Source organism: Methylocapsa palsarum (assembly GCF_900114285.1).
GTDB lineage: Bacteria > Pseudomonadota > Alphaproteobacteria > Rhizobiales > Beijerinckiaceae > Methylocapsa > Methylocapsa palsarum.
On record NZ_FOSN01000008.1, the window covers coordinates 71,050 to 93,615 of the forward strand.

The following is a 22,566-nucleotide window of genomic DNA, read 5'->3' on the forward strand; positions in this document are numbered from 1 at the left end:
TTTCGATTGTCTCCATGCGAAGCAAAATAGTCTTGAATTTTTCCAAACTGAAATTCGGCGCCGCGCATTGAGCGTAGGGCTCTCACGGCCCGGCCGCCGTCAGAGACGGAAATCGTCGCCGAGATAGAATTCGCGCACTCTCTGATCCGCGACGATTTCGTCCGGAGCGCCTTCCGTAAGAACCCGGCCGGCATGAAGGATGTAGGCTCTGTCGGTCAGACGTAGGGTTTCGCGCACATTGTGATCGGTGATGAGCACGCCGATGCCGCGCCGCTTCAGATGCTGAACCAGAGCCTGAATGTCGCCGATTGAGATCGGATCGATGCCGGCGAATGGTTCGTCGAGAAGAATGAATGAGGGCCGGCTCGCGAGCGCCCGCGCGATTTCGCAACGCCGCCGTTCCCCGCCCGAGAGAGCGATTGCAGGCGCCGCGCGCAGGGGTTTGAGGTCGAACTCATCGAGCAGGGCGTCGAGTTCATGGGCGCGCTTGCGTTTGTCGGGCTGGGTCATTTCCAGAACGGCGAGAATATTGTCCTCGACGCTGAGCCCCCTGAAAATGGAGGCTTCCTGGGGCAGATATCCAACGCCGAGGCGCGCCCGGCGATACATCGGCAATCTGGTCACGTCATGGCCGTCGAGCGCGATCGTTCCGGCGTCCGGACGGATCAGGCCCGTGATCATGTAGAACAGAGTCGTCTTGCCGGCTCCATTGGGGCCAAGAAGACCCACGGCCTCGCCGCGTCGAACCGAGATGCTGACGTCCTCGACGATGAGCCGGGCCTTGTAGGCTTTGCGCAAATGATGGACTTCAAGCAGCCCCTGTTTCGCCGCATCGGCCGCCTGTTCGCCGGCGAGCCCCTCGGACGGGTGATGGGCGCTCATTGACGCCGACTCGCCTGCTTCTGCGCGCCGCCCCGCCGTGGCGCGCACGAGGCCGTCAATCCACGTTGCGAGCAGCCACCTTCTTGAGGCCGGGGGGAAGATCGGGCGAAGAAGCAAGGCGGATCAATCCTTCGTTGACTAAAGCCAGCGCCTTCCCCGGACGGTTGAGCATTCTTTTCCGGCAGGGCGGCGTCCTCCGTCAAGAGCAGGCCAGCCTGATCTTGGCTAAAGCGCGGGCCAAATGCGATCAAGCAGGATCCGGGTCCGCCGGGCGTCGGAGAGGGGGATCGTCAGGGGCTCTTTGGCTTTTTCCGATCGTCATCGGCGCCGCTGTTCGGGAGGAACATGCTTCTCACGCGTCCCGTCACGGCGGCCTGATTCGAGGTCAGATCGTAGATCAGCTTGTCCCCCTTGGTGACGTTGGGGCCCTGGCTCAGCGTGACATTGCCGGTCAGATAAATCTTGTTTTCCGATTTCTCATAAACGCCGCTGTCGCCGGTTCCGATCTGGTCTTTCGAAATGACCGTCACCGGTCCTGCGGCCTCCATGCGGCGCACCTGGCTCGACGACGAAGGCGCGGCGTTCGCCTCGCCGGCCTCCTTCGGCGTGAGAAAGATCACCAGCGTCGTCGCCTTCAATTTGCTTTCGCCCTGGGTCGCGACAACATTTCCCGAATAGACGAGCTTCTGCTCCTTGTCGAAATAATCCAGTTTCGCCGCGTCGATATTGACCGGCTCCTTGGAATTGCCGCCGGGCAGGATCGCGCCCGTCCGCGCCTTTTGCGCGAACGCCGGCGAGGCGCCGGGGCCATCAAGGACGGCGCAGGCGGCCGCCAGCCCGGCCAGGATCAAATAGCGAACAAAGGACCGCGATTGCGGTCCGCGCGCAGACCCGATCATTTTTGCGGTTCCGCCGCCGCGTCCATGTCGGTCAAGCCGTCGGCGACGGAATCGATGATCGACTTGACCGCCCCCACAAAGGAGATTTTGCGGCCGTTATCGCTGATGTCCATCTGGTTTGCGGCGACCGTTCCGCCCTTCAAGATGACGTTCACCGGATCCTCGGTCACGAGGCCGCCCGTCTTGAAGTCCATTTCCGCTTTTTTCATGCGAACATCGTAGCCGACGTCGCTCCAGATTCTGGCGTCGCCCTCAAGCACCATTTTGTCGCGCAGACTGTCGTAGACGCCGCGGGCCGCCGTCACCCTGAGGGTCGACGCGTCGCCCATGCCGATTTTCGAATCGATGTCGTACAATTCAACGACGGACGGAGTGGTGATGTCCTGCACGCCGGATTTTGCTTTGACCTCGAACGGCCGGCCATCCTTCTGAAAGCCGGAGATGTTGGGAGAATTGACGGTGATTCGGGTCCCCTCCATCCCGACCCGGCCATTTGCGACATTCTTGATCAACCGCCCGAACGGATCGAAGAAACCGACCCCGAAGATCGCAACGGCGGCCAGCGCGGAAACGGCGATGAAGACCCTGCGAACCGTCCTGACGCGAGCCGAATGGCGGCCGGCCGCCTTGAATCCGGCGCGAGAACGCGCCGCCGGCCCGGAATTGGCGTCGATAGCCGCCCGCGAGGCCCTGTTTCCGCGGGAGGCGAGATCCTGGCTGGAAGGGTCGCGCGCATCCTCCGCCGGACGCGCGGCGGCTTCCGATACGTCCGTCATTCTTGGAGCATCCGGTTCAGACAAAAAAGCCCGCACGATCTCACTGCGCACAAAATTGGACGCAGCCAGAACAAACAGCAAGCGAGCAAGGCGAAGTCAAGGCAAGCCGGCCCGGCGCATGATTATTGATGAGAGAAGGTGTCATTATTGATGCGAGAAGATGTCGGCCTCGGCCCATCCGAGGAGATCAAGACGGGCGCGGGTCGGCAGGAACCGGAAGCATTCCTCCGCGATTTCAAGACGATTCTCCCTGACGAGCATGGCGTCAAGGCGGTTTTTCAGAGCGTGCAAATGGAGGACGTCGGACGCGGCGTAGGCAAGTTGCGCTTCCGAAAGAATCGCCGCGCCCCAATCCGAGGACTGCTGCTGTTTGGACATGTCGACCGAGAGCAGTTCGCGCGCGAGATCCTTGAGTCCATGCCGGTCGGTGTAGGTCCGAACCAGTTTCGAGGCGATCTTGGTGCAGTACACCGGCGCCGCCATCACCGAAAACGTATGGAACAGAACCGCGATGTCGAATCGTCCATAATGGAACAGTTTGGTGACTTTCGTATCCGCCAGCAGCCGCTCGATATTGGGCGCATGGCGCTGGCCGGCGGCGATCTGCACGACATCGGCCGTGCCGTCGCCGCCTGACAGCTGAACCACGCAAAGACGGTCGCGGTGCGGCTGGAGGCCGAGGGTCTCGGTATCGATCGCGACGCTGTCGCCATAGCTCACGTCGTCCGGCAGGTCGTTCTGGTGGAGGCGGATCGTCGTCATCGCGGGTCTCGCAAAGTGTCATTTCGGAAGACCTTCCGCCCTTGACGGAAAGCGGCGGCCCGAACGGCGGCGTTTGCGGCCGCTATCATTCTCGTCGCGCTTGCGCAAGCGGAAGAGGACCGCCCCGTGAGCGCCCGGCGACCGCAAAGGGGCGCCGGGCTGGCGGGGAACCAAGCCGGAAAAGGTGAGTTAGCCCGCGAATAGTCTCGGTAAATTGTACGTCGGATGGAGCTAAAGATGCAGAAAAGATTTGGAATCGCCGTCGTAGCTGCTCTCGCCGCGTCTCCTCTCGCCGTTCACGCCCAAGGCATGGTCGGCGGCATGACGAACGGAATGGAACAGGGCTCCGCCCAAGGAGGCGCCGCAGCCGGACCGATCGGCGGGCTGGCGGGCGGGGTCGTCGGAGGCGTCGGCGGCCTTCTCGGGGCCGATCAGTCCGGCCCCTTCAACGCCTACGCCTTGCGGGAGGGACGCTCCTCCTATCGTTACGATTCGGAATTGCGTCCCGGTGCCCTCCTCCCGAGGCAGGGCGTCGCCTATTACCGGGTTCCGCCGAAATTTGGGGTTAGTCCGAGCTATCGTTACGCCATCGTCAACGATCGAGCAGTCCTGGTCGATCCGCGCACCCACCGGATCGTGCAAGTCCTCGACTGACGTCCAACTCACGTTCAGGTCATCGACTCGTCCGAGTCATCGTTGAAGTCATCGTTATGGCCATCAACGAGCATCAAGGAACGCGTTGGGATGGGCGCCGCGTAGCCTCCGCGGCGCCCGTTTCATCTTCCGGCGGGGGGCGATTCGCCTTGGATCCGCCTTGATGGCGCCATTCGGATGCTGCTTCGTTCGGCCATCTGGCCCTGGAAGGACGCAGCAGTGGACGCTTTAGCTTGGAATTCGAACTGGGCCTGGAGCGCACCGCTGATTGTCCTGACCGTCATTCTTCACGTCATCGGTCTCGGCATCATCAACGAAAGAGCCATCCAGATCGAAGCCGCCGTCAAGAACCGGCGCCATTTCCTGTTCTTCTTTGGACTGGTGATGGGAATCACCACACTCTTCGTCACCGTTCTGCACGGGATCGAAGCCAGCATCTGGGCCGTCGCCTATCGGCTTCTCGGCGCGCTCCCCGACACGAGAGACGCCGTGCTTTATTCGCTTGGGGCGATGACGACCTATGGCCACGCCGGGATTTTCCTCGCTCCCCACTGGCGTCTCATGGGCGCGCTCGAAGCTCTGAACGGGATGATGTTGTTTGGCCTGACGACCGCTTTTATGTTCGCGATCATTCAGCGCATCTGGCCTCCCGGCAGCGAGGCATGGCCTCCGCGCATACGTTGGCCCAAGCGGAAAAATCCACCGATCCCAAGAGCGAGACTTCAGCCGGCGGGGTCGGTCAGCCATTCGGCTGCGGAGAGGATTGACCCTTCGTCAGCGGAATGAGTCCAGCGGAGCGCCGGCCGCCAAGCCGGCTGCGTCCTGCCGAACGCCGCCGCTCCGAGGGAGCGGCTCTCACTCCCGATTTCTGTCGAAAACCTGATTTTCTGACGAGAAATTTGCGTTCGGCGAGAACTAAATCAAACAAACCAAGCACTGAGATGTGCTTGGTGCCAGGAGAGGACTCGAACCTTCTGCCTAATATATTGATATAAAATACTTTTATCTGTCAATCACATGATAGGGCCCCCAAAACGGCCCCCAAATTTCTTTTTAACTCTGCCGAGATCTGATCAATCCGGCTCCGGCAATAGAGATTTTCCAAGCTCCTTCAGAAACGCGTTGTGCTTCGCCGTTGACTCCCGAATCTGCTTTTCTATTTCGACCAACTCTTTGTGCGTGGAGTCCAGATCGATCTTGGTCTCCTGTTCGGCCGTGCTGATGTAGCGGGAGATATTGAGGTTATAGCCTTCCTCGGCGATCCGCTCCATGCCGATGCGCTTGGAGTAGCGGGCCTCCTCATTCCGGAATTGGTAGGTGTCGATGATCTTCTTTATGTGCTTGGGCGCGAGTTGGTTCTGGCGTTTGCCCTTATCAAAATGTTCAGGCCCAGCCGCGTTGATGAATAGCACATCATCGGGCTTCTTGCACTTCTTGAGCACAAGGATGCAGACGGGGATGCCAGTGGAGTAGAATAGGTTGGCGGGAAGGCCAATTACGGTGTCGATATGGCCGTCTTTAAGTAGCTTGGCGCGGATGCGTTCTTCGGCGCCGCCTCGAAAGAGCACGCCGTGGGGCAGGATGACGGCCATCACGCCTTCGTCTTTCAAAAAGTGAAAGCCGTGCAGCAGGAAGGCGAAATCGGCGGCGGATTTGGGCGCTAAACCATAGTTTTTGAAGCGCACGTCGTCGGCCATCGCGTCGGTCGGCTCCCAGCGATAGCTGAAGGGGGGATTGGCGACGATGGCGTCGAACTGCGGTTTCTTGGCGGGGTTCAGCTCCCGCAAAATGTCCCAGTCGTTGGTGAGCGTGTCGCCGTGGTAGATTTCGAACTCAGTATCCTTCACCCCGTGCAGCAGCATGTTCATGCGGGCGAGGTTGTAGGTGGTGATGTTCTTTTCCTGCCCGTAAATCTTGCCGATCCCGTGCGGGCCCATGCGCTTGCGCACATTGAGCAGCAGCGAGCCCGAGCCGCAGGCGAAGTCGAGGACGCTGGTCAGGCGATCTTTTTTGCCGGTCTTGGGTTCCTGGCTGTCGAGGGTCACGATCGCGGAGAGGATGTCGGAAATCTGCTGCGGGGTGTAGAATTCGCCTGCCTTCTTGCCGGAACCGGCGGCAAATTGACCGATCAGGTATTCGTAGGCGTCGCCCAGGGCGTCGATGTCGGCGGAGAATTCCGCCAGTCCTTTCGCGATCTCCGCGATGATGGAACAGAGCTTCTTATTTTTGTCGACTTGAGTTTTTCCGAGCTTTTCCGAGTAAAGGTTGATTTCTGAGAACAGGCCGAGAAAGGCGCTCTGAAAGGACTCTGTTTCAATATAATTGAATCCGTCTTGCAAGGTCCTGAGTAATTCATCGCTCTGGGTGCGGGCCATGTTGGCGATGCTGTTCCAGAGGTGCTCCGGCTGGATGACGTAATGCACTTTGCGGCGCATCTGCTTTTCAAATTCCGGAACGTCGTCCGGGTTGTTCGCGTACCAAAGAGCCAATGGCACGCGGCGGTCGTCTAGGCCGAGCGTAGGGTAATCCGTCCCCAACTCCTTCTTGGCCGCCGTTTCGTAATTGTCCGAAAGGTATCGCAGGAAGAGGAATGACAGCATGTAATCGCGGAAATCGTCCGCGTTCATCGCTCCGCGCAATTGGTCGGCGATGTTCCAGAGGGTCTTGCCGAGTTGTTTTTGGTTTTGATCGTTCATGTGGTGGCTACCGGTGCGGGTACTGGGATTGGTGCGGGAGCCTCTACAACTGGTGTGGCAGCCGATGCGACTGATGGCACAGCCACAATGTCCGGCAGAGCAAATTGATATTTGGTGAGGAAAGCATTGAGGATTTCGCGGAAAAGCTTTTTCGTGTCGTCCACCATTTCCTTGGGCTCATAAATGGCATACTTCCCGTGGCTCAGGAGATTGAGCGCTCGTGAGTAGAGCACCTCATCTTTTATCCCATGAATGCACGAAGAGAAATCATCATTGCCAAAAAAGGTGGCCGTTTTTTCCATGATGCTGCGCAACATGTTGAAGTGGTAAGTGTAGAGCTTCCCGCCAGCTGCCGCCTTCTGGATTTCCGCCAGCATCGCCACATGATGGAAGAAGGGCACGTCATCCGTCGCCCGTAGGGTGTAGACGGCGCCGCGATCTGGACGGTCAAGAAAATACTTCTTGTGAGCTTCCTTCTTCAGCTCGTTGCACACCACGTTGAAGAACAACGCGTGATGGGTCGAGAGCACAGTCTTGATTGGATCGGGGACCGTGGCTTGATTGCCGCCGACGACGACTTTTCTGGTACGGCTTTTTGCCCTACGGAGCATCTTCGCCAGATCGCTTGCCACCGCGATGGCGTTGTTGTCGTCTAGCGAGGAGATGGGGTCATCAATGTAAACGTATTTCACCCAGGCGTAAGATTCCGCGCCGTCGATCATCAGCTCGCAGATGGCCATGAAGAGGCACCAGATGAAGATGTTCTCTTCACCACGGGAGACTTTGATGTGGATCGCGTCGCTTTTTCGGAAACTGATGGTCCACTTGTCGTAGTCTATGTCGAAGTGGAAATCAGCGTAACGGCTAAGATAGTCTCCAATACGTTCTTCAAGAGCCAAATCCTTGAGACCCTTGAAGAACTTGGAATCCGAGTTGATGTGAAACCGGCGCTCGTTGTCATTCTCCAGATCGTTGTCCCAGGAGAAGAGATCTTCGGTGAACGCATTGAAGTATAGCGTGTCAGGTTTCTTGCCGTTCTTGCGCTTCCCGGTCTCTTTAAACTCCATGGACAGCCGGGTTTTTCCCGTGCCGTTGTAAGCGAAGAGCAAGACGAAGTCCTGATTGCCACTGGTCAGGTCGTCTCGTAAGTGGGTAACCAGTTTCCGCATGTTCGTGAAGCGATGAATCTTTGGCTTGCCCCTCATGCTTCAGCCTCTTCCGGGGATGGGAAAAGCTGCTGCATCAATCCCTTCTTGTGGGTCTTGAGGGCTTCGAGCTTTTGGGTTTGCGCGTCGATGAGGTCGTCGAGGCTGGTTAGGCAGTTGGCGATGTGTTGTTGTTCATCGGGTGAAGGTGCCATGATCAAAAATGCGAGAACATCCGGTTTGGTGATGTTCTTCATGGAGCCAGAACTTCCTTTGGCCAACTTCGATAAGGCAACACGACCTTTGTCTGATCCCAAAATGAGGGCGACAAAGGGCATGGACGTGCCGGATTTAGATTTGGCCGCCCAAAGCCGATCAGGAAGAAAGAGGTTCTTCAGACTAGTCTTCACATAGGCATTAGCTCCCACGAGCGCTGGAGTGTTCATCCGGCTGATGATGATTGTATCTCCTTGGACTGGCTCTTTTACACGCCCAGTTTCCATCGCATCAAATACCACCTTGTTTTCTTGGGATTGAAAAATCCCATTTGTAACGGCGCTCGTTTTCAACACGCCAATCTCGTTACCAAGCGCTGGTCTATCCCCCGAATTGACACTCACTCCAGCATCTAGCGAACTCACAAGTTCAGAAAGGGGCACTTCCTCCCAATCCCCGGCGTTCTGGAACTCGGGGAAGCGGAGGCGGGGTTGGGTTTCGCCTTCGCGGGGGAAAAGCTGCTGCATCAGCCCTTTTTTATGAGTTTTGAGCGCATCCACTTTCCGGGCTTGGGCGGCAATCAGCTCGTCCACGGAGGTCAGGCAGTCGGCGATTTTTTGTTGTTCAGCGGGCGATGGGACGGGGATTTCAAATGCCTTTAATGCGCTCCCGCTAAGTTCCTTGAACGTGTTTCCAGCCCCTAAGTCGATCAAACGAGGCTTGGAGCCAGCCAATGCGCAATAAAGAAAATAGAAATCCAACGATTTGCCCGCAATCAAGCCTTTGCATCCTTGGTTCATGGCCATAGGCACCGCGTTGATCGCCAGAGATCCAATCGGTGCTCGAACAGAAAGTATGACTGAGTTGACTGGTAGAAGGTCAGAGGAGCAGTTGCTCAATCCAGATTCGGTAATTGTCCGATTCGTCGCCTTGATGAACGGGCTTTCCGTTTTCCCCATTTCTGCGGGCGTCATCCAGTTGATGGAGCCGCCCCAATATTCGGACTTCGAGGTATCGGGCGTTCCTCCTTGGGTAATCCTGGAGCATACATCGGCCAATGTTTTGCTTTCCCACCCCGCCGCGTCACGAAACTCCGGAAAGCGCAGCTTGGGCGTCAACGCGTTCCCCACGGCCGCAGGTTCCGCCTTACTGCTCATAGGCGCTCAATCCAGAAATATCGCGCCCCCCGGCGCGTTTGGTGAGCAAAGGCAGGAGGTCGGCCATGAGGTCGAGTTCCTTCACGCGGCGGGCTTTCCAGTTCAGGCCGAGCGGCTCCATCAGGTCGGTGAGCTGCTCGCCATCGAAGATCATGCGTTGCAAGATGCTGTCCACGAAGGCTTGCAGGGCCGCGGTGGCCAGTCCGTGCTTGGCAGCGATGCCGGCCAGCTCCGCCGCCTCCTTTTCGGCCTTGAAGCGGGTGTAGCCGTCGCGGATGGCTTTTTCGCTCAAACCCTCGCCCGCTTTCAGGGTCGCGATATAGGCGGCGATGTCCTCGCGCTCGTCGATAAACTTGGCGTCGGACTGAATGAGGCCAACGAGCTGTTCGCGGCTCATCTTCTGCTTGCCCGGCGTCTGCTGGGAAAAACGGGCGATGAGGCCCATGATATAGTCGTAATCGATGACAGCGGAGGCAAAGAGGACAAATTCGAAATCGAGCTGGTCCACAATCTGGCTCGGTCTGTCCGCGCCCTTGCCCTGCTGGGCCTTGAGGCGCTGCGCGGTTTCAAGATAGGCGCCGCGAAAGCCGAGCAGGTTTTCCTTGGGCAGTATGTTCTCGATGGCGGTGGCGTTCTCGGCGGTAAGGTCAGTATATTGGTCGAGTTGGGTCTTGAGGCGCTGAACTTCCTTGAAACGTTCGATGAAGACGGCGCGGGCGGCGTCGCCCTTGAGACTGGGCACGGCGTCCGGGGAGGTGTCGAGGCCCTGGGACTTCATGAAGGCGTCAAGCTTCTGCACAGCGCTGTCTAGTTTCTCGATGACGACGGGCGCCTTCTCCACCAGCCAAATTTCGCGGGCTTTTTGTCCGGCTGCTTCGCCAGAGAAAAGTTTAATGGCGTCATCGACGGCGTCCTGCTGCTGGCGGAAGTCGAGAATGTTGCCGTAGGGTTTGGCGGCGTTGAGCACGCGGTTGGTGCGCGAGAAGGCCTGAATTAAGCCGTGGTGCTTGAGATTCTTGTCCACATAAAGAGTGTTCAAATATTTGGAATCGAAGCCGGTGAGCAGCATGTCCACCACAATTGTGATGTCTATTTTCTGCGCATGCGGGTAATCGGCATTCGGCCACTGCTGGTCCTTGATGCGCTTTTGCACGTCCTGATAATAGAGATCGAACTGGCCGATACTTTGGTTGGCGTCGTAGCGGGCGTTATAATCGGCGATGATGGCCTTGAGCGCTTCTTTCTTCTTCTCCGGCTCGACGACGTTGTCTTCTTTTTCCTGCGGCAGGTCTTCCTGAATCTGCTTCACATCGGGATCGCCCTCGGCGGGCGGGGAGAAGACGCAAGCGATGTGAAGCGGCTGGAAGTCGGGGTCGGCTTTTTGCTTTTTCGCTTGCAGCTCGGCGAACAGGCGATGGTATTCGATGGCGTCATTGATTGAGGCGGTGGCGAGCAGGGCGTTGAACCTGCGCCCGCCGGTGGCGGCGTCGTGCTTGGCCAGGATGGCTTCGATCACCGCTTTCTTCGCGAACGGTTCGCCCGGATTGGGTAGCGTTTTGCCCTCCGGCTTGAAGAAATCGATATGGAATCGCAGGACGTTGGCGTCCTCGATGGCGTGCGTGATCGTGTAGGCGTGAAGACGTTTTTGGAAGAGGTCTTCCGTGGTCTTCATACTGGCCTGCGTGTCTTCAATCTTCTGCTGGGCGGCGTTTTCCTCAAAGATGGGCGTGCCGGTGAAGCCGAAGAGTTGGGCTTGGGGGAAGAACTCCTTGATAGCCTTATGATTCTCGCCGAACTGCGAGCGGTGGCACTCGTCGAAGATGAAGACGATGCGTTTGTCGCGGAGCGGTTCGAGCTGCTCCTTGTAGGTCTGTCCGCCGTCCCTTTTCTGCTGCTTGTTGTGCTTGCTGTTCTCATCCAAGGCGAGGCCGAGTTTCTGGATGGTGCAGACGATGACCTTGTCGGCGTAGTCGTCCGAGAGGAGACGGCGCACGAGGGAGGCGGTGTTGGTGTTTTCCTCGACGCAGCCTTCCTGGAATTTGTTGAACTCCTCGCGCGTCTGCCGGTCGAGGTCCTTGCGGTCCACGACGAAGAGGCATTTCTCGATGTCGGGGTTGTCTTTGAGGAGGGTTGAGGCCTTGAAGGAGGTGAGCGTCTTGCCGCTGCCGGTGGTGTGCCAGATGTAGCCATTGCCGCAGTTCTGGGTGATGCAGTCTACAATCGCCTTCACCGCATAGATTTGATACGGCCGCATCATCAAAAGCTTTTGCTCGCTGGCAATGAGCACCATGTAACGGCTGATCGTCTGCCCGAGCGTGCATTTGATAAGGAATGTCTCGGTGAAGGAGTCGAGGTGGGTGATCTTTTTGTTGTCCACCCCGGCAAACTGATAGATCGGCAGGAAGCGCTCTTCGGCATTAAAGGCGAAGTGGCGGGCGTTGTTGTTGGCGAAGTACCAGGTCTCGGTTCGGTTGCTGACGATGAAGAGCTGGAGGAAACAGAGAAGCGTCCTGGTGTAGCCGTTGCCGGGGTCGTTCTTGTAATCGACGATCTGCTCCATGGCCCGGCGGGGGCTGATGCCAAGGGTTTTCAGCTCGATTTGAACGGTGGGGACGCCGTTGATCAGGAGTATGACGTCATAGCGGTGATGGCTGTTGTCCGTATTGATTCGGAGCTGATTGACGACCTCGAAGGCGTTCTTGCACCAGTCCTTGATGTTAACGAGGGTGTAGTTTAGGGGCGTGCCGTCATCGCGGATGAAGCTGTTGCGCTCGCGAAGCGTGCGGGCAGCAGTGAAGACATCGGGCGTGACGATCTCGTCGATGAGGCGGGCGAACTCGGAGTCGGTGAGGCGGACGCGATTAAGCGCTTCGAACTTCTCACGGAAGTTCTGCTCTAGCGTGGCGCGGTCGCGGATGTCCGGACGATATTCATACTTGAGGTCGCATAGCCTTGTGACTAAGTCCGCTTCAAGATCGCGTTCGGGTTTATTCACCGCCATCGTGGGGCTCACCTCTTTTGGAATCTCCTGATGGGTTCAAACCGCCCAGGGTGCGATGCGAAGCCCCCTCGGTACAGGGAAATCATAATTTTTTGTTCAGCGCGCCCCATCCGATGCACTTTTCCGGATACGAAAAAAGGGACGGAATGGGGAATGGGACAGTCAAATGGACGATCGAAGTCGAATTCTTTGCCTCTGAATAGCAGCTCGGTCACGTCCAGCGCCTCCCATTCCCAAGAATGCTTAACCGCCGGCCGGCGGATCGGCAAACTCATTCGCGTCCAGCGCGCACGCGGGCGAAGGCCGCCTCCAGGTCGCTCCACGGGTCAGCCGCGCCGGCGGCCGGCCGCTCCGCAATTGAGCGAATCAGTTCGCTCTGCCGGTGGGTCGGCAGCTGGCCATAGCTCGTGAACGTCGTCAGCACGTCCGAATGACCAAGGCTTTGCGAGACAGCCTTGAGCTGTGCCGGTGTCAGGTCCATCGACATATAGCTATGCACCAGCATGTCGCGCATCAGGTGTGGCTTTTTGTAGGGCAAGTCAGCGGCTGCGTAGGCCCGTTTGAATGCGTCGCGGACTGGTTGGCTCGACGCCCAGCCCTTGCGGGCGAGGCCGATCGGAGTGAACCCGCCGTCGGCTGCGAGACCCATATGGGATTGCGGGAATAGAGGATCGTCGGGCCCCCAAGCATGATCGCGTACCAATTCTGCGCACCAGTTCGCTACAATTTCCGCCGCGCCCGGCACTAGGCGGTGGAAATCGGTCCTGAAAGTCTTGGCGAATTTCGTTCGGACAGTGCGCGCATCCTGTTCGACGACGCCTTCTGAGACATTGACGTGTCCCAGGCGAAAGGACGCCAGCGCCGCCGCCCGCGCGCTGGTCAAGCAGGCAAAAGCGACCAGAGCCCGGTCCCGGCGCTCCCAGACGGTTGCTATTGGCATTGCCTCCAGCACACGCCGCATTTGCTCCAGCGTCGGCGGATTAGCCTTCCGGGAGGCGCGCGCGATGGCGACATCCTTGTCTGACAGGTTGAAATAATCGGCGTCGGAAAAGGCGATCTTGGACCGATAGCCGGGCTCCTGCGCCAACCACAGAAAGAAGGCGCGCAAGTCGCGCAGCGTTGAAAGAAGCGTCGCTTTGCTCAGGCGTTCCCCGGTGCGGCTGTTGATGGCCTCGGAGAGTTTCGCCTTGAAGGCCACCGCCTGTTCCCTGTGAAAGCGCCTGAAACCGCGCGCCCTCGTGCTCGCTTCAAAACGAGCGAGCGATGCCGCGACACGATCAATCGTCGCGTTGTCGCGTCCGTGGGCCTCACGAAGATAGGCGAAATAGGCGCGCTTCTGGCGCTCGTTTTCGGCGTTGGGCTTGGTCACGTCGTCTCGCGCTCCTTCAAGGTACAATCTAGGGAGGGGACGGGACTCCCGCTTAGGGTCGGAGGCCGCTGCCTGATTTGGACATCAAGGCCCGGCATGATCGCAGCCAGCGCGTCGCGCCGCGCGCGACGATTCATGGTCGCGCCACAAGTTTCGCAAATGGCCATCAGATTGCCGGCGCCGCGCAGGCGATCGATGAAGTCGATCATTCCCAGCGCTGGCTTGCGACGGTCGCGACAGCGAAAGCAGTAGAAGGTTCCCGGGGGGCAAGGTGCGCGCCGGCCGGCGTTGCGAGTGGCGATGAACGCCCGGACGGTTCCGCCATGGAAGAGAATAGGCCGGCCGGGAAGGAAGAAGAGGCCGACGCGCGCCCAATTTCGGATCGTGTTCTTATGGACGCCAAGGCGTTTCGCCAACTCGTCGGCGGTGTAGCTGTAATGCGTCTTGATCAAATTGGGATTAATGCGTTTGCCAGGCATGGCGACCGCGCTACGGCTTGTTCGCTGCCACAAGCTTGCGAATCGACTCAACGGTCACCAAGCGCCGCCGGCCTAGTTTGAACGCTTCCAGCCGCTTGTCAGCAATCATTGCGTAAATCGAGGTACGGCCAAGACCGAGCGCCTTCGCCGCGTCATTGATCGATACTGTCAAATCTTCCACGTTCATTGCTCCATCGAATCGCCGGCGAGCGCCAGCGAACACGACAAAGAATGGGAATGTCAGGAAATTCTGTCGGCTGGAAATGCCGACAAGGCCGAAAATACCATTATGAACTTTTAGGCTTTTTTAGCACCCTCAAAATTTTCGTCACATGTTGCCGCACCTGGCTAGCCGCCGGGGTATTGCCGGTGGAAATCATGAACCAATCGGCGACAAGACGTTCAATCTGCGCTTGCGCGCCAGGCCCGGTTGGTAACCCATCCGGCGTCTGCGCGACTGTAAGCAAATGCGTTGTCGCACTTTCCCAATCCCACGTCCTCGGCCGGCCTAGTCGTGGGCGCTCGGCTTGATGCTCCCCGGTAGGCAGCGGAAGCTCGATATTCGGTTGTAACATTTCGATTTTTTCACGCTCGAAACATAAGCCTTTTAATGTGACGTCAAAATCCGCATGTGCAAATTCACTGTGCAGCAAACTGTCTGTGTCCCAAAATAGGCGTTCATCTCGGGCATCGTCGGCGAGTATCGTTGCCTGCACAGTTCCTTCTTCCCAGCTCGTACGCGTGGCATATACAAAATATCCACAGGACACTTGCTGAGGCTCCTCACATTTCTCCCACTCCTCCACAAAGTCTTCCAATTCATCTATTTCGTTTGCTGCGATAAGTCGCTCCGCCATCTCTGTACTGAACTGCTCGCGGATCAATTCATCTTTCTTTGGGCCGAAGGCATCGACCTTCAAAGCATCCAATAGGATCGCAAATACCCGCGTTCTTGCGATGCTGCGAGCTTCCAAGAAATATGCGTCAATCTCATTCCTGAAAATCATCCAAAGTAGCATTCGCTTGACCCAGGCGCGAGGGCAACTTTTTGACAGGAAATCAAGGGTTTCGCTTGAAGTGATTAGCTCCATCAGCCCCTAACCCCACGAAGGAGCACAATCTCAGCCCCATCTCGCAAAGCATCGAGGTGGTCGCTCCACCACTGCGCCATCGTCACGCGCTCGTTCCAATGGGCGCCACGATGGTAAATTCCACGTATCTGATCACCGTCTTTGTGGGCTAGCGCGCGCTCCACAGCGTCGGGCGACCACTTCCCTGATTCATTCAATAGCGTGCTTGCCAATGCGCGAAAGCCATGGGCCGTCATTTCGTTGGCGGCGAATCCCATGCGACGAAGAGCATGATTAGCGGTGTTTTCCGACAAAGGCTTGCCAGGTTTGCCGAGCGCCGGGAATACAAGCTGGCCGTCCCCAGACAGAGCCTTGATTTGCTTGAGCGTTGCAAGGGACTGGCGCGAAAGCGGGACGACATGCTCGCGGCGCTTTTTCATCCTCTCCGCCGGGATTCGCCAGACAGCCGCGTCAAAGTCGATTTCGGCCCATTTGGCTTTGCGAAGCTCGCCAGGGCGAACGAAAACATGCGGCGACAAGGACAGGGCGAGGCGCGTCAACGGCGCGCCACTATAGACGTCGATGGCGCGCAGCAACTCGCCGACGCGCTTTGCGTCGACGATCGCCGCAAAATGCCTCGGTTGTGGTGCTGCCACCGCGCCCAGCAAAAGGCCAGCGGGATCGGTTTTCGCCCGCGCGGTCGCGACGGCGTAGCGGAAGACGCGGCTGGCGAAGGCGCGCGTACGCCTTGCCGTCTCCAGGTTCCCTTTGCTCTCCTGTCGCTTCAAAACGGCCAGCAATTCGTGGGGCTCGATTTGATCAACCGGGCGATGGCCGACAGCGGGCAAGAGCCAATCGCGCGTCCAGCGAAGCTTGAGGATCGTGGCAGGCGCCCGCCCCTCCCGTTCGGCCTTCTCGACGTATTCGAGGGCGACCGCGCCAAAGGTCGTTCCGGCGGCCAGCTTGCGAGCGACCCGTTCGCGCCGCTTGATCGTGGCAGGATCGTTGCCAGCGCTGGCGTTGGCGCGGGCGGCGTCGCGAGCCTTGCGGGCGTCAGCAAGCGTCACGGCTGGGTACTTGCCGATGGCCAGTTTTCGCTCGACTCCGTCTGCCCGGTATTTCAACCTCCAAAGTCGCCCGCCTGCTGGCGTCACTAAGAGGTAAAGTCCGCCACTAACGGCGAGTTTATATTCCTTTTCGCGGGGCTTGGCGTTTCGAATTGCAATATCTGTCAACGCCATGTGGAGCCTTCCCCAAATTCTAAAGGCCCCCAAAAAGGCCCCCATCTCGGTTCGGCTGTCAGCGCACAAAGGTGAACGGTCACGAACCTCGCGACCGCTAACTTACAGTTTTTTAAAGGATTCGTCCACGTAGGCGAACATGAATGAACAAAGAAATGGTGCCCAGGAGAGGACTCGAACCTCCACGGCTTTCACCACTGGTACCTGAAACCAGCGCGTCTACCAATTCCGCCACCAGGGCAACGTCGTTCTGATACGGTCCACCTCTCTGCTTTGTCAATGACGAAGCGAAGAATAGCCGCGCAACGAGATCATTGGACGTTTTTCAGCCCTTTTGCTGAAACGCCGCGCTTGAAGTCTTTCCCGTTTCCATTCGCGGCAAAAGACCTTTATGAGAAGCCGGGAAACGAGGCGCGGACTGAACCTGACCGGGGCGATCGACAATGGCGGATGAGTTGGTGAAAACGGGTCATCTTGTGACGGTTTTCGGCGGGTCGGGCTTCATTGGCCGGCACGCGGTGCGGGCGCTGGCGCAGAGCGGCTGGCGCGTGCGGGTGGCCTCCCGCCGGCCCGATCTCGCCTTCCATCTCCAGCCGGCCGGAAAAGTCGGCCAGATCAACGCCGTCCAGGCGAATTTGCGCTATCCCGAATCAATTGCGCGGGCGGTGCGCGACGCCGACGCCGTGGTGAACCTCGTCGGACTGCTGAGCGAATCCGGCGCGCAGAATTTCGACGCGATCCATAATCTCGGGGCTCAGGCGATCGCCAACGCCGCCAATCAAACGGGCGCGAAGGTCTTCGTGCAGATGTCGGCGATCGGCGCGGATCCGCACCAGACCGCGGTTTACGCGAAAACCAAGGGCCTCGGCGAAGAGGCGGTGCTGAGGATCCGGCCGGACGCCGTCGTCCTGCGGCCCTCCGTCGTGTTCGGCCCCGAGGACGAGTTCTTCAACCGCTTCGCGGCGATGGCGCGGATCCTGCCCGCGCTGCCCCTGATCGGAGGCGGCGCGACCCGGCTCCAGCCGGTGTTCGTCGGCGATGTGGCGAGATCGGTCGCGCTCGCCGTCGAGGGCAAGGCGACGCCCGGAACGATCTACGAACTTGGCGGCGCGCAAATCTCGACCTTCAAGGAAATCATCGAATTCATCATGAAGATCACGGGTCAGCAGCGCAGACTCGTGCCGGTCACGTTCGAACGGGCGAAGCAAATCGGCGCCCTCACCGAAACGATGATGCGGCTGTCGCTCGGCCTTTTCCCGAAAATCCTGGCGATCACCGAGGACCAGGTCGAATTGCTGCGCAGCGATAATGTGGTGTCGGAGCAGGCGATCGCCGAGGGACGCACGCTGCGCGGGCTCGGCATTGCGCCGGAAGCCTATGAGACCTTCGTTCCGACCTACCTCTACCGCTACCGTAAGGCCGGGCAATTTTCAGGGCTTGGCGCGTCCTGATCGGCCGGGCGATTCGCCTCCGCGCGGCGCGCTGACCATCGGCTCGCGCAAGATCCCGGCTGTGATCCGGACGAAAAGCGCCGTCCCGAACAGCGGCGTCAGCAGATTGAGAACCGGAACCGCGAGCATCGCGGCGAGAATCAGCCCCGCGGCGAAGAGGCGCGGTTCGTGCCGCTTGCGCAGGCGGCGCACTTCGCCTGGCGGCAGGCGACGGCTGGCCGCGAGTTCGAAATAGCCGCGCCCGAAGAGATAGGCGTTCGCAGCGAAAAACGCGATGGCGTTGACGCCCGGAACCAGCAAAAGCAAAAGCGCCGCCAGATTGACGACGAGCGCGACGGCCGAAAACCGGACGGCCAGCCACAGCGCGTCGTGAAGGGCGAGCCGCTGCCCCGCCGTCGCGCCCGGACGCAATTCCCGTTCGACCGCGTCCGCCAGATCATCGAAGAAAAATCCGGCGATCAGAAACGAGGCGGATGGAATGAGGAACGCGAGGCCGATCATGAGCCCGGCGCCTCCGATCAAGGTCAGCGCCGAAGTCAGCCACGGATAGGGTAGCGCCAGCGCGCCAGCGAGAAGCTTTTCCAGCACGGCCCAGAGCAGCGCAAGCAGACCCAGCGTGAACAGGATCGTCTTGACAAGCGCATTCCGGAACGGCGGCGTCAAAACGTCATCCGCAGCGGCGAGCACGTCTTCGAACATATGACCTCTTGAACGCCGGACAGATCCGGCGCTGCTTACCTAAGCAATCCCCCGCCTGCTTGCCAATGCTTCGAGGTTCTGAAACTTCCGTCCGGGTTGAAGCGGGCCCCGGCTTCCTCTACCGTCGATCCGGCGCCGGTTGGACGCCTTTTCGATGGACGCCAAGCCGCATCAGGAGCCAGCAAGATTTGCTTATGACACATGAAAACGCCGCTCCGTCCTTGGGAGACGAGCTGCCCTTGCGGCACGACTGGACGCTGGCGGAAATCGTCGCCATCCACGATTCGCCTCTGCTTGAGCTGATCGCCCGCGCCAACGCGGTTCACCGCGCCCATCAGGACGTCAATGATGTTCAAAAGGCGAGCCTGCTCAGCATCAAGACGGGCGGCTGCCCGGAAGATTGCGGCTATTGCCCGCAATCGGCGCATCATCGGGACGTGCGTCTCGACAAGGTCGAGATGATGGCGTGCGGCGAGGTTCTGGCCGCCGCGGCCCGGGCGAAAGCCGCCGGCGCCGACCGCTTCTGCATGGGCGCGGCGTGGCGGAACGTGCGCGACGGCGCCCAGTTCGACTCCGTGCTCGATATGGTGCGCGGCGTGCGCGCTCTGGGCATGGAAGCCTGCGTCACGCTCGGCATGCTGACCGGGAGCCAGGCCGAGCGGCTGAAAGAGGCCGGGCTGACGGCGTATAATCACAACCTCGACACCGGTCCCGATTTTTACGGCGACATCATCACCACCCGCACCTATGACGACCGGCTCGAGACGTTGCGGGCCGTGCGCGGCGCGGGCCTCGAAATGTGCTGCGGCGGGATCATCGGGATGGGTGAAAGCGTCGCCGACCGCGCCGCCATGCTGCAGGTGCTGGCCGCGTTCGACCCGCATCCCGAAAGCGTGCCGGTCAATGCGCTGGTTCCGGTCGAGGGCACGCCGCTCGGCGCCTGCGAGGTGATCGATCCCCTCGTTTTCGTGCGGATGATTGCGACGACCCGGATCGTCTTGCCGAAGTCGCGGGTGCGGCTGTCGGCGGGCAGATCCATCCTCAACCGCGAGGCCCAAATCCTTTGCATGGTCGCAGGAGCAAATTCGATCTTCTACGGCGAGGCTCTGCTGACGACGCAAAACGTCGGTGAAACCGAGGACGATGCGCTGTTTGCCGCGCTTCGCTCGCGGACCCCGGCGCACGACGATGCGATGCGCTCCTAGAGGCTTTCCGATCGCATGCCGTGATGCGATCAATCAGAAATCGCTCCGGAGGCCTTCGCGCGTTTGGTACAACCTTTGCCAAATTTCGAAAGGCCGGAGGGCGTGTTGAAGGAAACAGCGTTCACGCATGCGGCGCGCCTTCGCGCTCTCTTTCTCGCGGGCGCCGTCCTGATGAGCGCCGCATGGCTCCCCGGTTTTCCGGCGGCCGCCCAGCAAGCCCCGGATAAAGCGGAAGCGGGGGCGGCCGAAGCGAAGGCTCCGCCTGCGCCCATCAACGTCCCGCAAACAGGTGCCAAGGCCGAAGACCTCATCCGAAACCTCAGGAAGATCCGGCTCCCGGACGGCTTCAAGATCAGCCTTTTTGCGATTGTCCCGCAGGCCCGCGCCATTGCGGTCGGCCCACAAGGCAAGGCGGTTTTCGTCAGCACACGCGACGTCAATGTTTATGCGCTTGGCGCCGCGCTCGACGGCGAACATGAGGTTCGGCCGTTCGCAGCGTCAACGACGATGAAAGTCCCCCACGGAGTTTGCTTCGCCCCGGACGGAACGCTGTACGTCGCCGAATTGAACCGTGTGCAATCATTCGCCAACGCGGAAGCCGTCTACCGTGACGCCAATGTCGTGGGCAAAACCGTCGTCGAACAAGGGAAACTGATCCCGCCGGAACACGAGGCCGACAACCACAGCCGGCGGGTCTGCCGGATCGGCCCGGACAACAAGCTGTACATCACGCTCGGCCAGCCCTTCAATGTGCCCCCGTCCGACAAATGGGCGCTGTACCCGCCCCTTGGAATTGGCGGAATCATCCGTATGAACCGCGATGGTTCCGGCCGCCAGGTTTTCGCCTCCGGCATCCGCAATTCCGTCGGTCTGGATTTCAATCCGAGGGACAACACCTTGTGGTTCACCGACAATCAGGTCGACCGGATGGGCGACGACATTCCGCCTGGCGAACTCAACCGCGCGACGAAAGCCGGCCAGAATTTCGGCTTTCCGTATTATGGCGGAGGCCACGTCCGAACCGAGGACTACAAGAACGAAACGCCGCCAAAAGATCTGGTGTTTCCGGAGGTCGAGATGGTTGCGCACGCCGCCGACCTCGGCATGAGTTTTTATCGCGGGTCGCAATTTCCAAAGCTCTACAGGGGCGGTATTTTTTCCGCCCAGCACGGCTCGTGGAACCGCACGATTCCCATCGGCGCGCGGGTGATGTTCACCTCGTTGAAGAAAAACGGCCACGCGGACAAGACCCAGCCCTTCGCGGAAGGCTGGAAAGAAGACGACGGCTCCTATTGGGGCCGCCCCGTTGACGTCGCCGAACTACCGGACGGATCGCTGCTGGTGTCGGACGACTACAACGGCGCGCTGTATCGGATCGCCTACGAAGGCAAGTGAGCCCTTAGAGCGCTTTCCGATCGCATGAAGTCATGCGATCAATCAGAAATCGCTCCAGAGTCAAAAGCTTGAGCATAGTCTTGTCGGTGGGATGGATTCAATCCGATCGGAATATGGTCTAATGCGCTTTCGACGCTCTCGGCGCGACGCGAATTCACATCCCGCCGAGGTGATCGGCGACGGTGAAAATGTCCTTGTCGCCGCGGCCGGAAATATTCACAACCATCAGATGGTCGCGCGGCTTTTTCGGCGCGATCTCGACCACCCGCGCCAGCGCGTGCGCGGGTTCGAGCGCGGGGATGATGCCCTCCAGCTGGGCGCACAATTGAAACGCGGCAAGCGCCTCGTCGTCCGTTGCGGAGAGATAGACGACGCGCCCGGATTCCTTCAGCCAGGCGTGTTCGGGACCGATGCCGGGATAGTCGAGACCGGCCGAGATCGAGTGGCCTTCCTCGATCTGCCCGTCTTCGTTCATCAAAAGGTAGGTGCGGTTGCCGTGCAGAACGCCGGGGCGCCCGCCCGCGAGCGAGGCGGCGTGCGCCTTGTCGAGGCCATAGCCCGCCGCCTCGACGCCATAGATCTCGACCCCGGAATCGTCGAGGAACGGATGAAATAGGCCGATGGCGTTGGAACCCCCGCCGATACAGGCGAACAGCGAGTCGGGAATGCGGCCCTCAGCCGCAAGCATCTGCGTCCGGGTCTCCTCGCCGATCACGCATTGAAAATCGCGCACCATGGCGGGATAGGGATGCGGGCCGGCCGCCGTGCCGATGCAGTAGAAGGTGTCGGCGACGTTGGTGACCCAATCGCGCAGGGCCTCGTTCATCGCATCCTTCAGGGTCTTCGCGCCACACTCGACCGGCACCACCTTGGCGCCGAGCATATTCATGCGGAAGACGTTGGGTTTTTGCCGCTCGACGTCGACCGAACCCATGTAGACGATGCATTCAAGGCCAAATCTGGCGCAGGCCGTGGCGGTCGCGACGCCATGCTGTCCGGCGCCGGTTTCGGCGATGATCCGCTTTTTTCCCATGCGGCGGGCGAGCAGGATCTGGCCGAGCACGTTGTTGATCTTGTGCGCGCCGGTATGGTTCAGTTCCTCGCGCTTGAAATAAATCTTGGCGCCGCCTTCGGTCCCCGATTGCGCGGCGATCCGCCGGACATGCTCCGTCAGCCGTTCGGCGTAATAGAGCGGGCTTGGCCGGCCGACGTAATAGGTCAGGAGATTGTCGAGTTCGGCCTTGAACGCCGGGTCTTTCTTCGCCGCCTCGTAATGCTTTTCGAGGTCGAGGATCAGCGGCATCAGGGTTTCGGCGACGAACCGTCCGCCGAACAGGCCGAAATGACCGCGTTCGTCGGGCCCCGTCCGGAAGGAATTGACTTGCTGCAGCACCTTTGGCCCCTCATGTCGAAGGTTCTCGCGCTCGGAGAACTCATGCGGCTCAAGGATGTTGATATAGGGCATTTGA

Annotated in this window: 20 protein-coding genes and 1 tRNA gene; 5 read left to right on the top strand and 16 right to left on the bottom strand. The window is 59.5% G+C overall.

Annotation, left to right across the window (positions count from 1 at the left end):
• Window positions 1-99: 99 nt before the first annotated feature.
• From lptB to BM177_RS10510, 4 genes are all read right to left on the bottom strand, one after another.
• Window positions 100-882, bottom strand: coding sequence for an LPS export ABC transporter ATP-binding protein (gene lptB / locus BM177_RS10495; protein ID WP_091682229.1), 783 nt, complete (start codon window positions 880-882; stop codon window positions 100-102).
• A 290-nt stretch (window positions 883-1,172) separates the two neighbouring features.
• Complete coding sequence (locus tag BM177_RS10500; protein WP_091681976.1) at window positions 1,173-1,781, bottom strand: LptA/OstA family protein; 609 nt, start codon at window positions 1,779-1,781, stop codon at window positions 1,173-1,175.
• The gene (gene lptC, locus BM177_RS10505; RefSeq protein WP_091681979.1) at window positions 1,778-2,557 is read right to left on the bottom strand and encodes an LPS export ABC transporter periplasmic protein LptC; all 780 of its coding nucleotides are present in this window, start codon (window positions 2,555-2,557) and stop codon (window positions 1,778-1,780) included. The genes BM177_RS10500 and lptC overlap by 4 nt, the downstream gene beginning before the upstream one ends.
• Before the next feature lie 144 nt (window positions 2,558-2,701).
• Window positions 2,702-3,319, bottom strand: a complete 618-nt coding sequence (locus BM177_RS10510) for a ribonuclease D (protein ID WP_091681982.1) — start codon at window positions 3,317-3,319, stop codon at window positions 2,702-2,704.
• 237 nt (window positions 3,320-3,556) lie between these two features.
• On the opposite strand from BM177_RS10510, the gene BM177_RS10515 reads away from it, so the two are divergent.
• Together BM177_RS10515 and BM177_RS10520 are read left to right on the top strand one after the other, a co-directional pair.
• Window positions 3,557-3,973, top strand: coding sequence for a DUF1236 domain-containing protein (locus BM177_RS10515; RefSeq protein WP_091682231.1), 417 nt, complete (start codon window positions 3,557-3,559; stop codon window positions 3,971-3,973).
• 177 nt (window positions 3,974-4,150) lie between these two features.
• Window positions 4,151-4,759, top strand: a complete 609-nt coding sequence (locus BM177_RS10520; protein WP_210185903.1) for a hypothetical protein — start codon at window positions 4,151-4,153, stop codon at window positions 4,757-4,759.
• Window positions 4,760-5,046: 287 nt separating this feature from the next.
• On the opposite strand, the gene BM177_RS10525 is transcribed toward BM177_RS10520, so the two are convergent.
• From BM177_RS10525 to BM177_RS10570, 10 genes are all read right to left on the bottom strand, one after another.
• Window positions 5,047-6,669 carry a type I restriction-modification system subunit M gene (locus tag BM177_RS10525; RefSeq protein ID WP_091681984.1) on the bottom strand — a complete coding sequence of 541 codons (1,623 nt, stop codon included), beginning with the start codon at window positions 6,667-6,669 and terminating at the stop codon, window positions 5,047-5,049.
• The gene (locus BM177_RS10530) at window positions 6,666-7,874 is read right to left on the bottom strand and encodes an AAA family ATPase (protein WP_091681986.1); all 1,209 of its coding nucleotides are present in this window, start codon (window positions 7,872-7,874) and stop codon (window positions 6,666-6,668) included. The genes BM177_RS10525 and BM177_RS10530 overlap by 4 nt, the downstream gene beginning before the upstream one ends.
• Complete coding sequence (locus BM177_RS10535; protein ID WP_091681988.1) at window positions 7,871-9,187, bottom strand: restriction endonuclease subunit S; 1,317 nt, start codon at window positions 9,185-9,187, stop codon at window positions 7,871-7,873. Before BM177_RS10535 ends, BM177_RS10530 begins: the two co-directional genes overlap by 4 nt.
• Window positions 9,177-12,188 carry a type I restriction endonuclease subunit R gene (locus BM177_RS10540; RefSeq protein ID WP_091681990.1) on the bottom strand — a complete coding sequence of 1,004 codons (3,012 nt, stop codon included), beginning with the start codon at window positions 12,186-12,188 and terminating at the stop codon, window positions 9,177-9,179. The genes BM177_RS10535 and BM177_RS10540 overlap by 11 nt, the downstream gene beginning before the upstream one ends.
• A 271-nt stretch (window positions 12,189-12,459) precedes the next feature.
• A complete protein-coding gene (locus BM177_RS10545) occupies window positions 12,460-13,557 on the bottom strand; it encodes a tyrosine-type recombinase/integrase (protein WP_091681992.1) in 1,098 nt (365 codons plus the stop codon).
• Window positions 13,554-14,036 carry a helix-turn-helix domain-containing protein gene (locus BM177_RS21135; RefSeq protein ID WP_091681994.1) on the bottom strand — a complete coding sequence of 161 codons (483 nt, stop codon included), beginning with the start codon at window positions 14,034-14,036 and terminating at the stop codon, window positions 13,554-13,556. Before BM177_RS21135 ends, BM177_RS10545 begins: the two co-directional genes overlap by 4 nt.
• 10 nt (window positions 14,037-14,046) lie before the next feature.
• Window positions 14,047-14,223, bottom strand: a complete 177-nt coding sequence (locus BM177_RS21010) for a helix-turn-helix domain-containing protein (RefSeq protein WP_091682233.1) — start codon at window positions 14,221-14,223, stop codon at window positions 14,047-14,049.
• Window positions 14,224-14,323: 100 nt separating this feature from the next.
• On the bottom strand, window positions 14,324-15,127 hold the full coding sequence (locus BM177_RS10560) for a P-loop NTPase family protein (RefSeq protein WP_091681996.1): 804 nt from the start codon (window positions 15,125-15,127) through the stop codon (window positions 14,324-14,326).
• Complete coding sequence (locus BM177_RS10565) at window positions 15,127-16,392, bottom strand: tyrosine-type recombinase/integrase (protein ID WP_342028901.1); 1,266 nt, start codon at window positions 16,390-16,392, stop codon at window positions 15,127-15,129. Before BM177_RS10565 ends, BM177_RS10560 begins: the two co-directional genes overlap by 1 nt.
• A gap of 111 nt (window positions 16,393-16,503) precedes the next feature.
• Window positions 16,504-16,588, bottom strand: a tRNA-Leu gene (locus BM177_RS10570).
• Between the two features lie 202 nt (window positions 16,589-16,790).
• Between BM177_RS10570 and BM177_RS10575 the strand changes: the two genes are divergently transcribed.
• On the top strand, window positions 16,791-17,798 hold the full coding sequence (locus tag BM177_RS10575; protein WP_091682000.1) for a complex I NDUFA9 subunit family protein: 1,008 nt from the start codon (window positions 16,791-16,793) through the stop codon (window positions 17,796-17,798).
• Here BM177_RS10575 and BM177_RS10580 read toward each other — a convergent pair.
• Window positions 17,778-18,497, bottom strand: coding sequence for an EI24 domain-containing protein (locus BM177_RS10580; RefSeq protein WP_091682003.1), 720 nt, complete (start codon window positions 18,495-18,497; stop codon window positions 17,778-17,780). The genes BM177_RS10575 and BM177_RS10580 overlap by 21 nt on opposite strands.
• A gap of 194 nt (window positions 18,498-18,691) precedes the next feature.
• Here BM177_RS10580 and bioB point away from each other — a divergent pair, with 194 nt between their 5' ends.
• Both bioB and BM177_RS10590 read left to right on the top strand, forming a co-directional pair.
• Complete coding sequence (gene bioB / locus BM177_RS10585; RefSeq protein WP_091682006.1) at window positions 18,692-19,702, top strand: biotin synthase BioB; 1,011 nt, start codon at window positions 18,692-18,694, stop codon at window positions 19,700-19,702.
• Window positions 19,703-19,873: 171 nt separating this feature from the next.
• Entirely contained in the window at window positions 19,874-21,097 is a 1,224-nt protein-coding gene (locus BM177_RS10590) for a PQQ-dependent sugar dehydrogenase (RefSeq protein ID WP_091682234.1), read from the top strand.
• 154 nt (window positions 21,098-21,251) lie between these two features.
• Here BM177_RS10590 and trpB read toward each other — a convergent pair whose 3' ends face one another.
• Window positions 21,252-22,562 carry a tryptophan synthase subunit beta gene (gene trpB / locus BM177_RS10595; RefSeq protein ID WP_091682009.1) on the bottom strand — a complete coding sequence of 437 codons (1,311 nt, stop codon included), beginning with the start codon at window positions 22,560-22,562 and terminating at the stop codon, window positions 21,252-21,254.
• Between the last annotated feature and the right edge of the window lie 4 nt (window positions 22,563-22,566).

Coding starts and splice junctions, on each gene's coding strand:
- BM177_RS10535 (WP_091681988.1), bottom strand. CDS start 9,187: ATGAGCAGTAAGGCGGAACCTGCGGCCGTGGGGAACGCGTTGACGCCC.
- BM177_RS21135 (WP_091681994.1), bottom strand. CDS start 14,036: ATGCCTGGCAAACGCATTAATCCCAATTTGATCAAGACGCATTACAGC.
- BM177_RS10565 (WP_342028901.1), bottom strand. CDS start 16,392: ATGGGGGCCTTTTTGGGGGCCTTTAGAATTTGGGGAAGGCTCCACATG.
- lptC (WP_091681979.1), bottom strand. CDS start 2,557: ATGACGGACGTATCGGAAGCCGCCGCGCGTCCGGCGGAGGATGCGCGC.
- BM177_RS10580 (WP_091682003.1), bottom strand. CDS start 18,497: ATGTTCGAAGACGTGCTCGCCGCTGCGGATGACGTTTTGACGCCGCCG.
- BM177_RS10560 (WP_091681996.1), bottom strand. CDS start 15,127: ATGGAGCTAATCACTTCAAGCGAAACCCTTGATTTCCTGTCAAAAAGT.
- BM177_RS10520 (WP_210185903.1), top strand. CDS start 4,151: ATGCTGCTTCGTTCGGCCATCTGGCCCTGGAAGGACGCAGCAGTGGAC.
- BM177_RS10540 (WP_091681990.1), bottom strand. CDS start 12,188: ATGGCGGTGAATAAACCCGAACGCGATCTTGAAGCGGACTTAGTCACA.
- BM177_RS10525 (WP_091681984.1), bottom strand. CDS start 6,669: ATGAACGATCAAAACCAAAAACAACTCGGCAAGACCCTCTGGAACATC.
- BM177_RS10575 (WP_091682000.1), top strand. CDS start 16,791: ATGGCGGATGAGTTGGTGAAAACGGGTCATCTTGTGACGGTTTTCGGC.
- BM177_RS10590 (WP_091682234.1), top strand. CDS start 19,874: ATGAGCGCCGCATGGCTCCCCGGTTTTCCGGCGGCCGCCCAGCAAGCC.
- BM177_RS10510 (WP_091681982.1), bottom strand. CDS start 3,319: ATGACGACGATCCGCCTCCACCAGAACGACCTGCCGGACGACGTGAGC.
- BM177_RS10515 (WP_091682231.1), top strand. CDS start 3,557: ATGCAGAAAAGATTTGGAATCGCCGTCGTAGCTGCTCTCGCCGCGTCT.
- BM177_RS10530 (WP_091681986.1), bottom strand. CDS start 7,874: ATGAGGGGCAAGCCAAAGATTCATCGCTTCACGAACATGCGGAAACTG.
- trpB (WP_091682009.1), bottom strand. CDS start 22,562: ATGCCCTATATCAACATCCTTGAGCCGCATGAGTTCTCCGAGCGCGAG.
- bioB (WP_091682006.1), top strand. CDS start 18,692: ATGACACATGAAAACGCCGCTCCGTCCTTGGGAGACGAGCTGCCCTTG.
- BM177_RS10500 (WP_091681976.1), bottom strand. CDS start 1,781: ATGATCGGGTCTGCGCGCGGACCGCAATCGCGGTCCTTTGTTCGCTAT.
- BM177_RS21010 (WP_091682233.1), bottom strand. CDS start 14,223: ATGAACGTGGAAGATTTGACAGTATCGATCAATGACGCGGCGAAGGCG.
- lptB (WP_091682229.1), bottom strand. CDS start 882: ATGAGCGCCCATCACCCGTCCGAGGGGCTCGCCGGCGAACAGGCGGCC.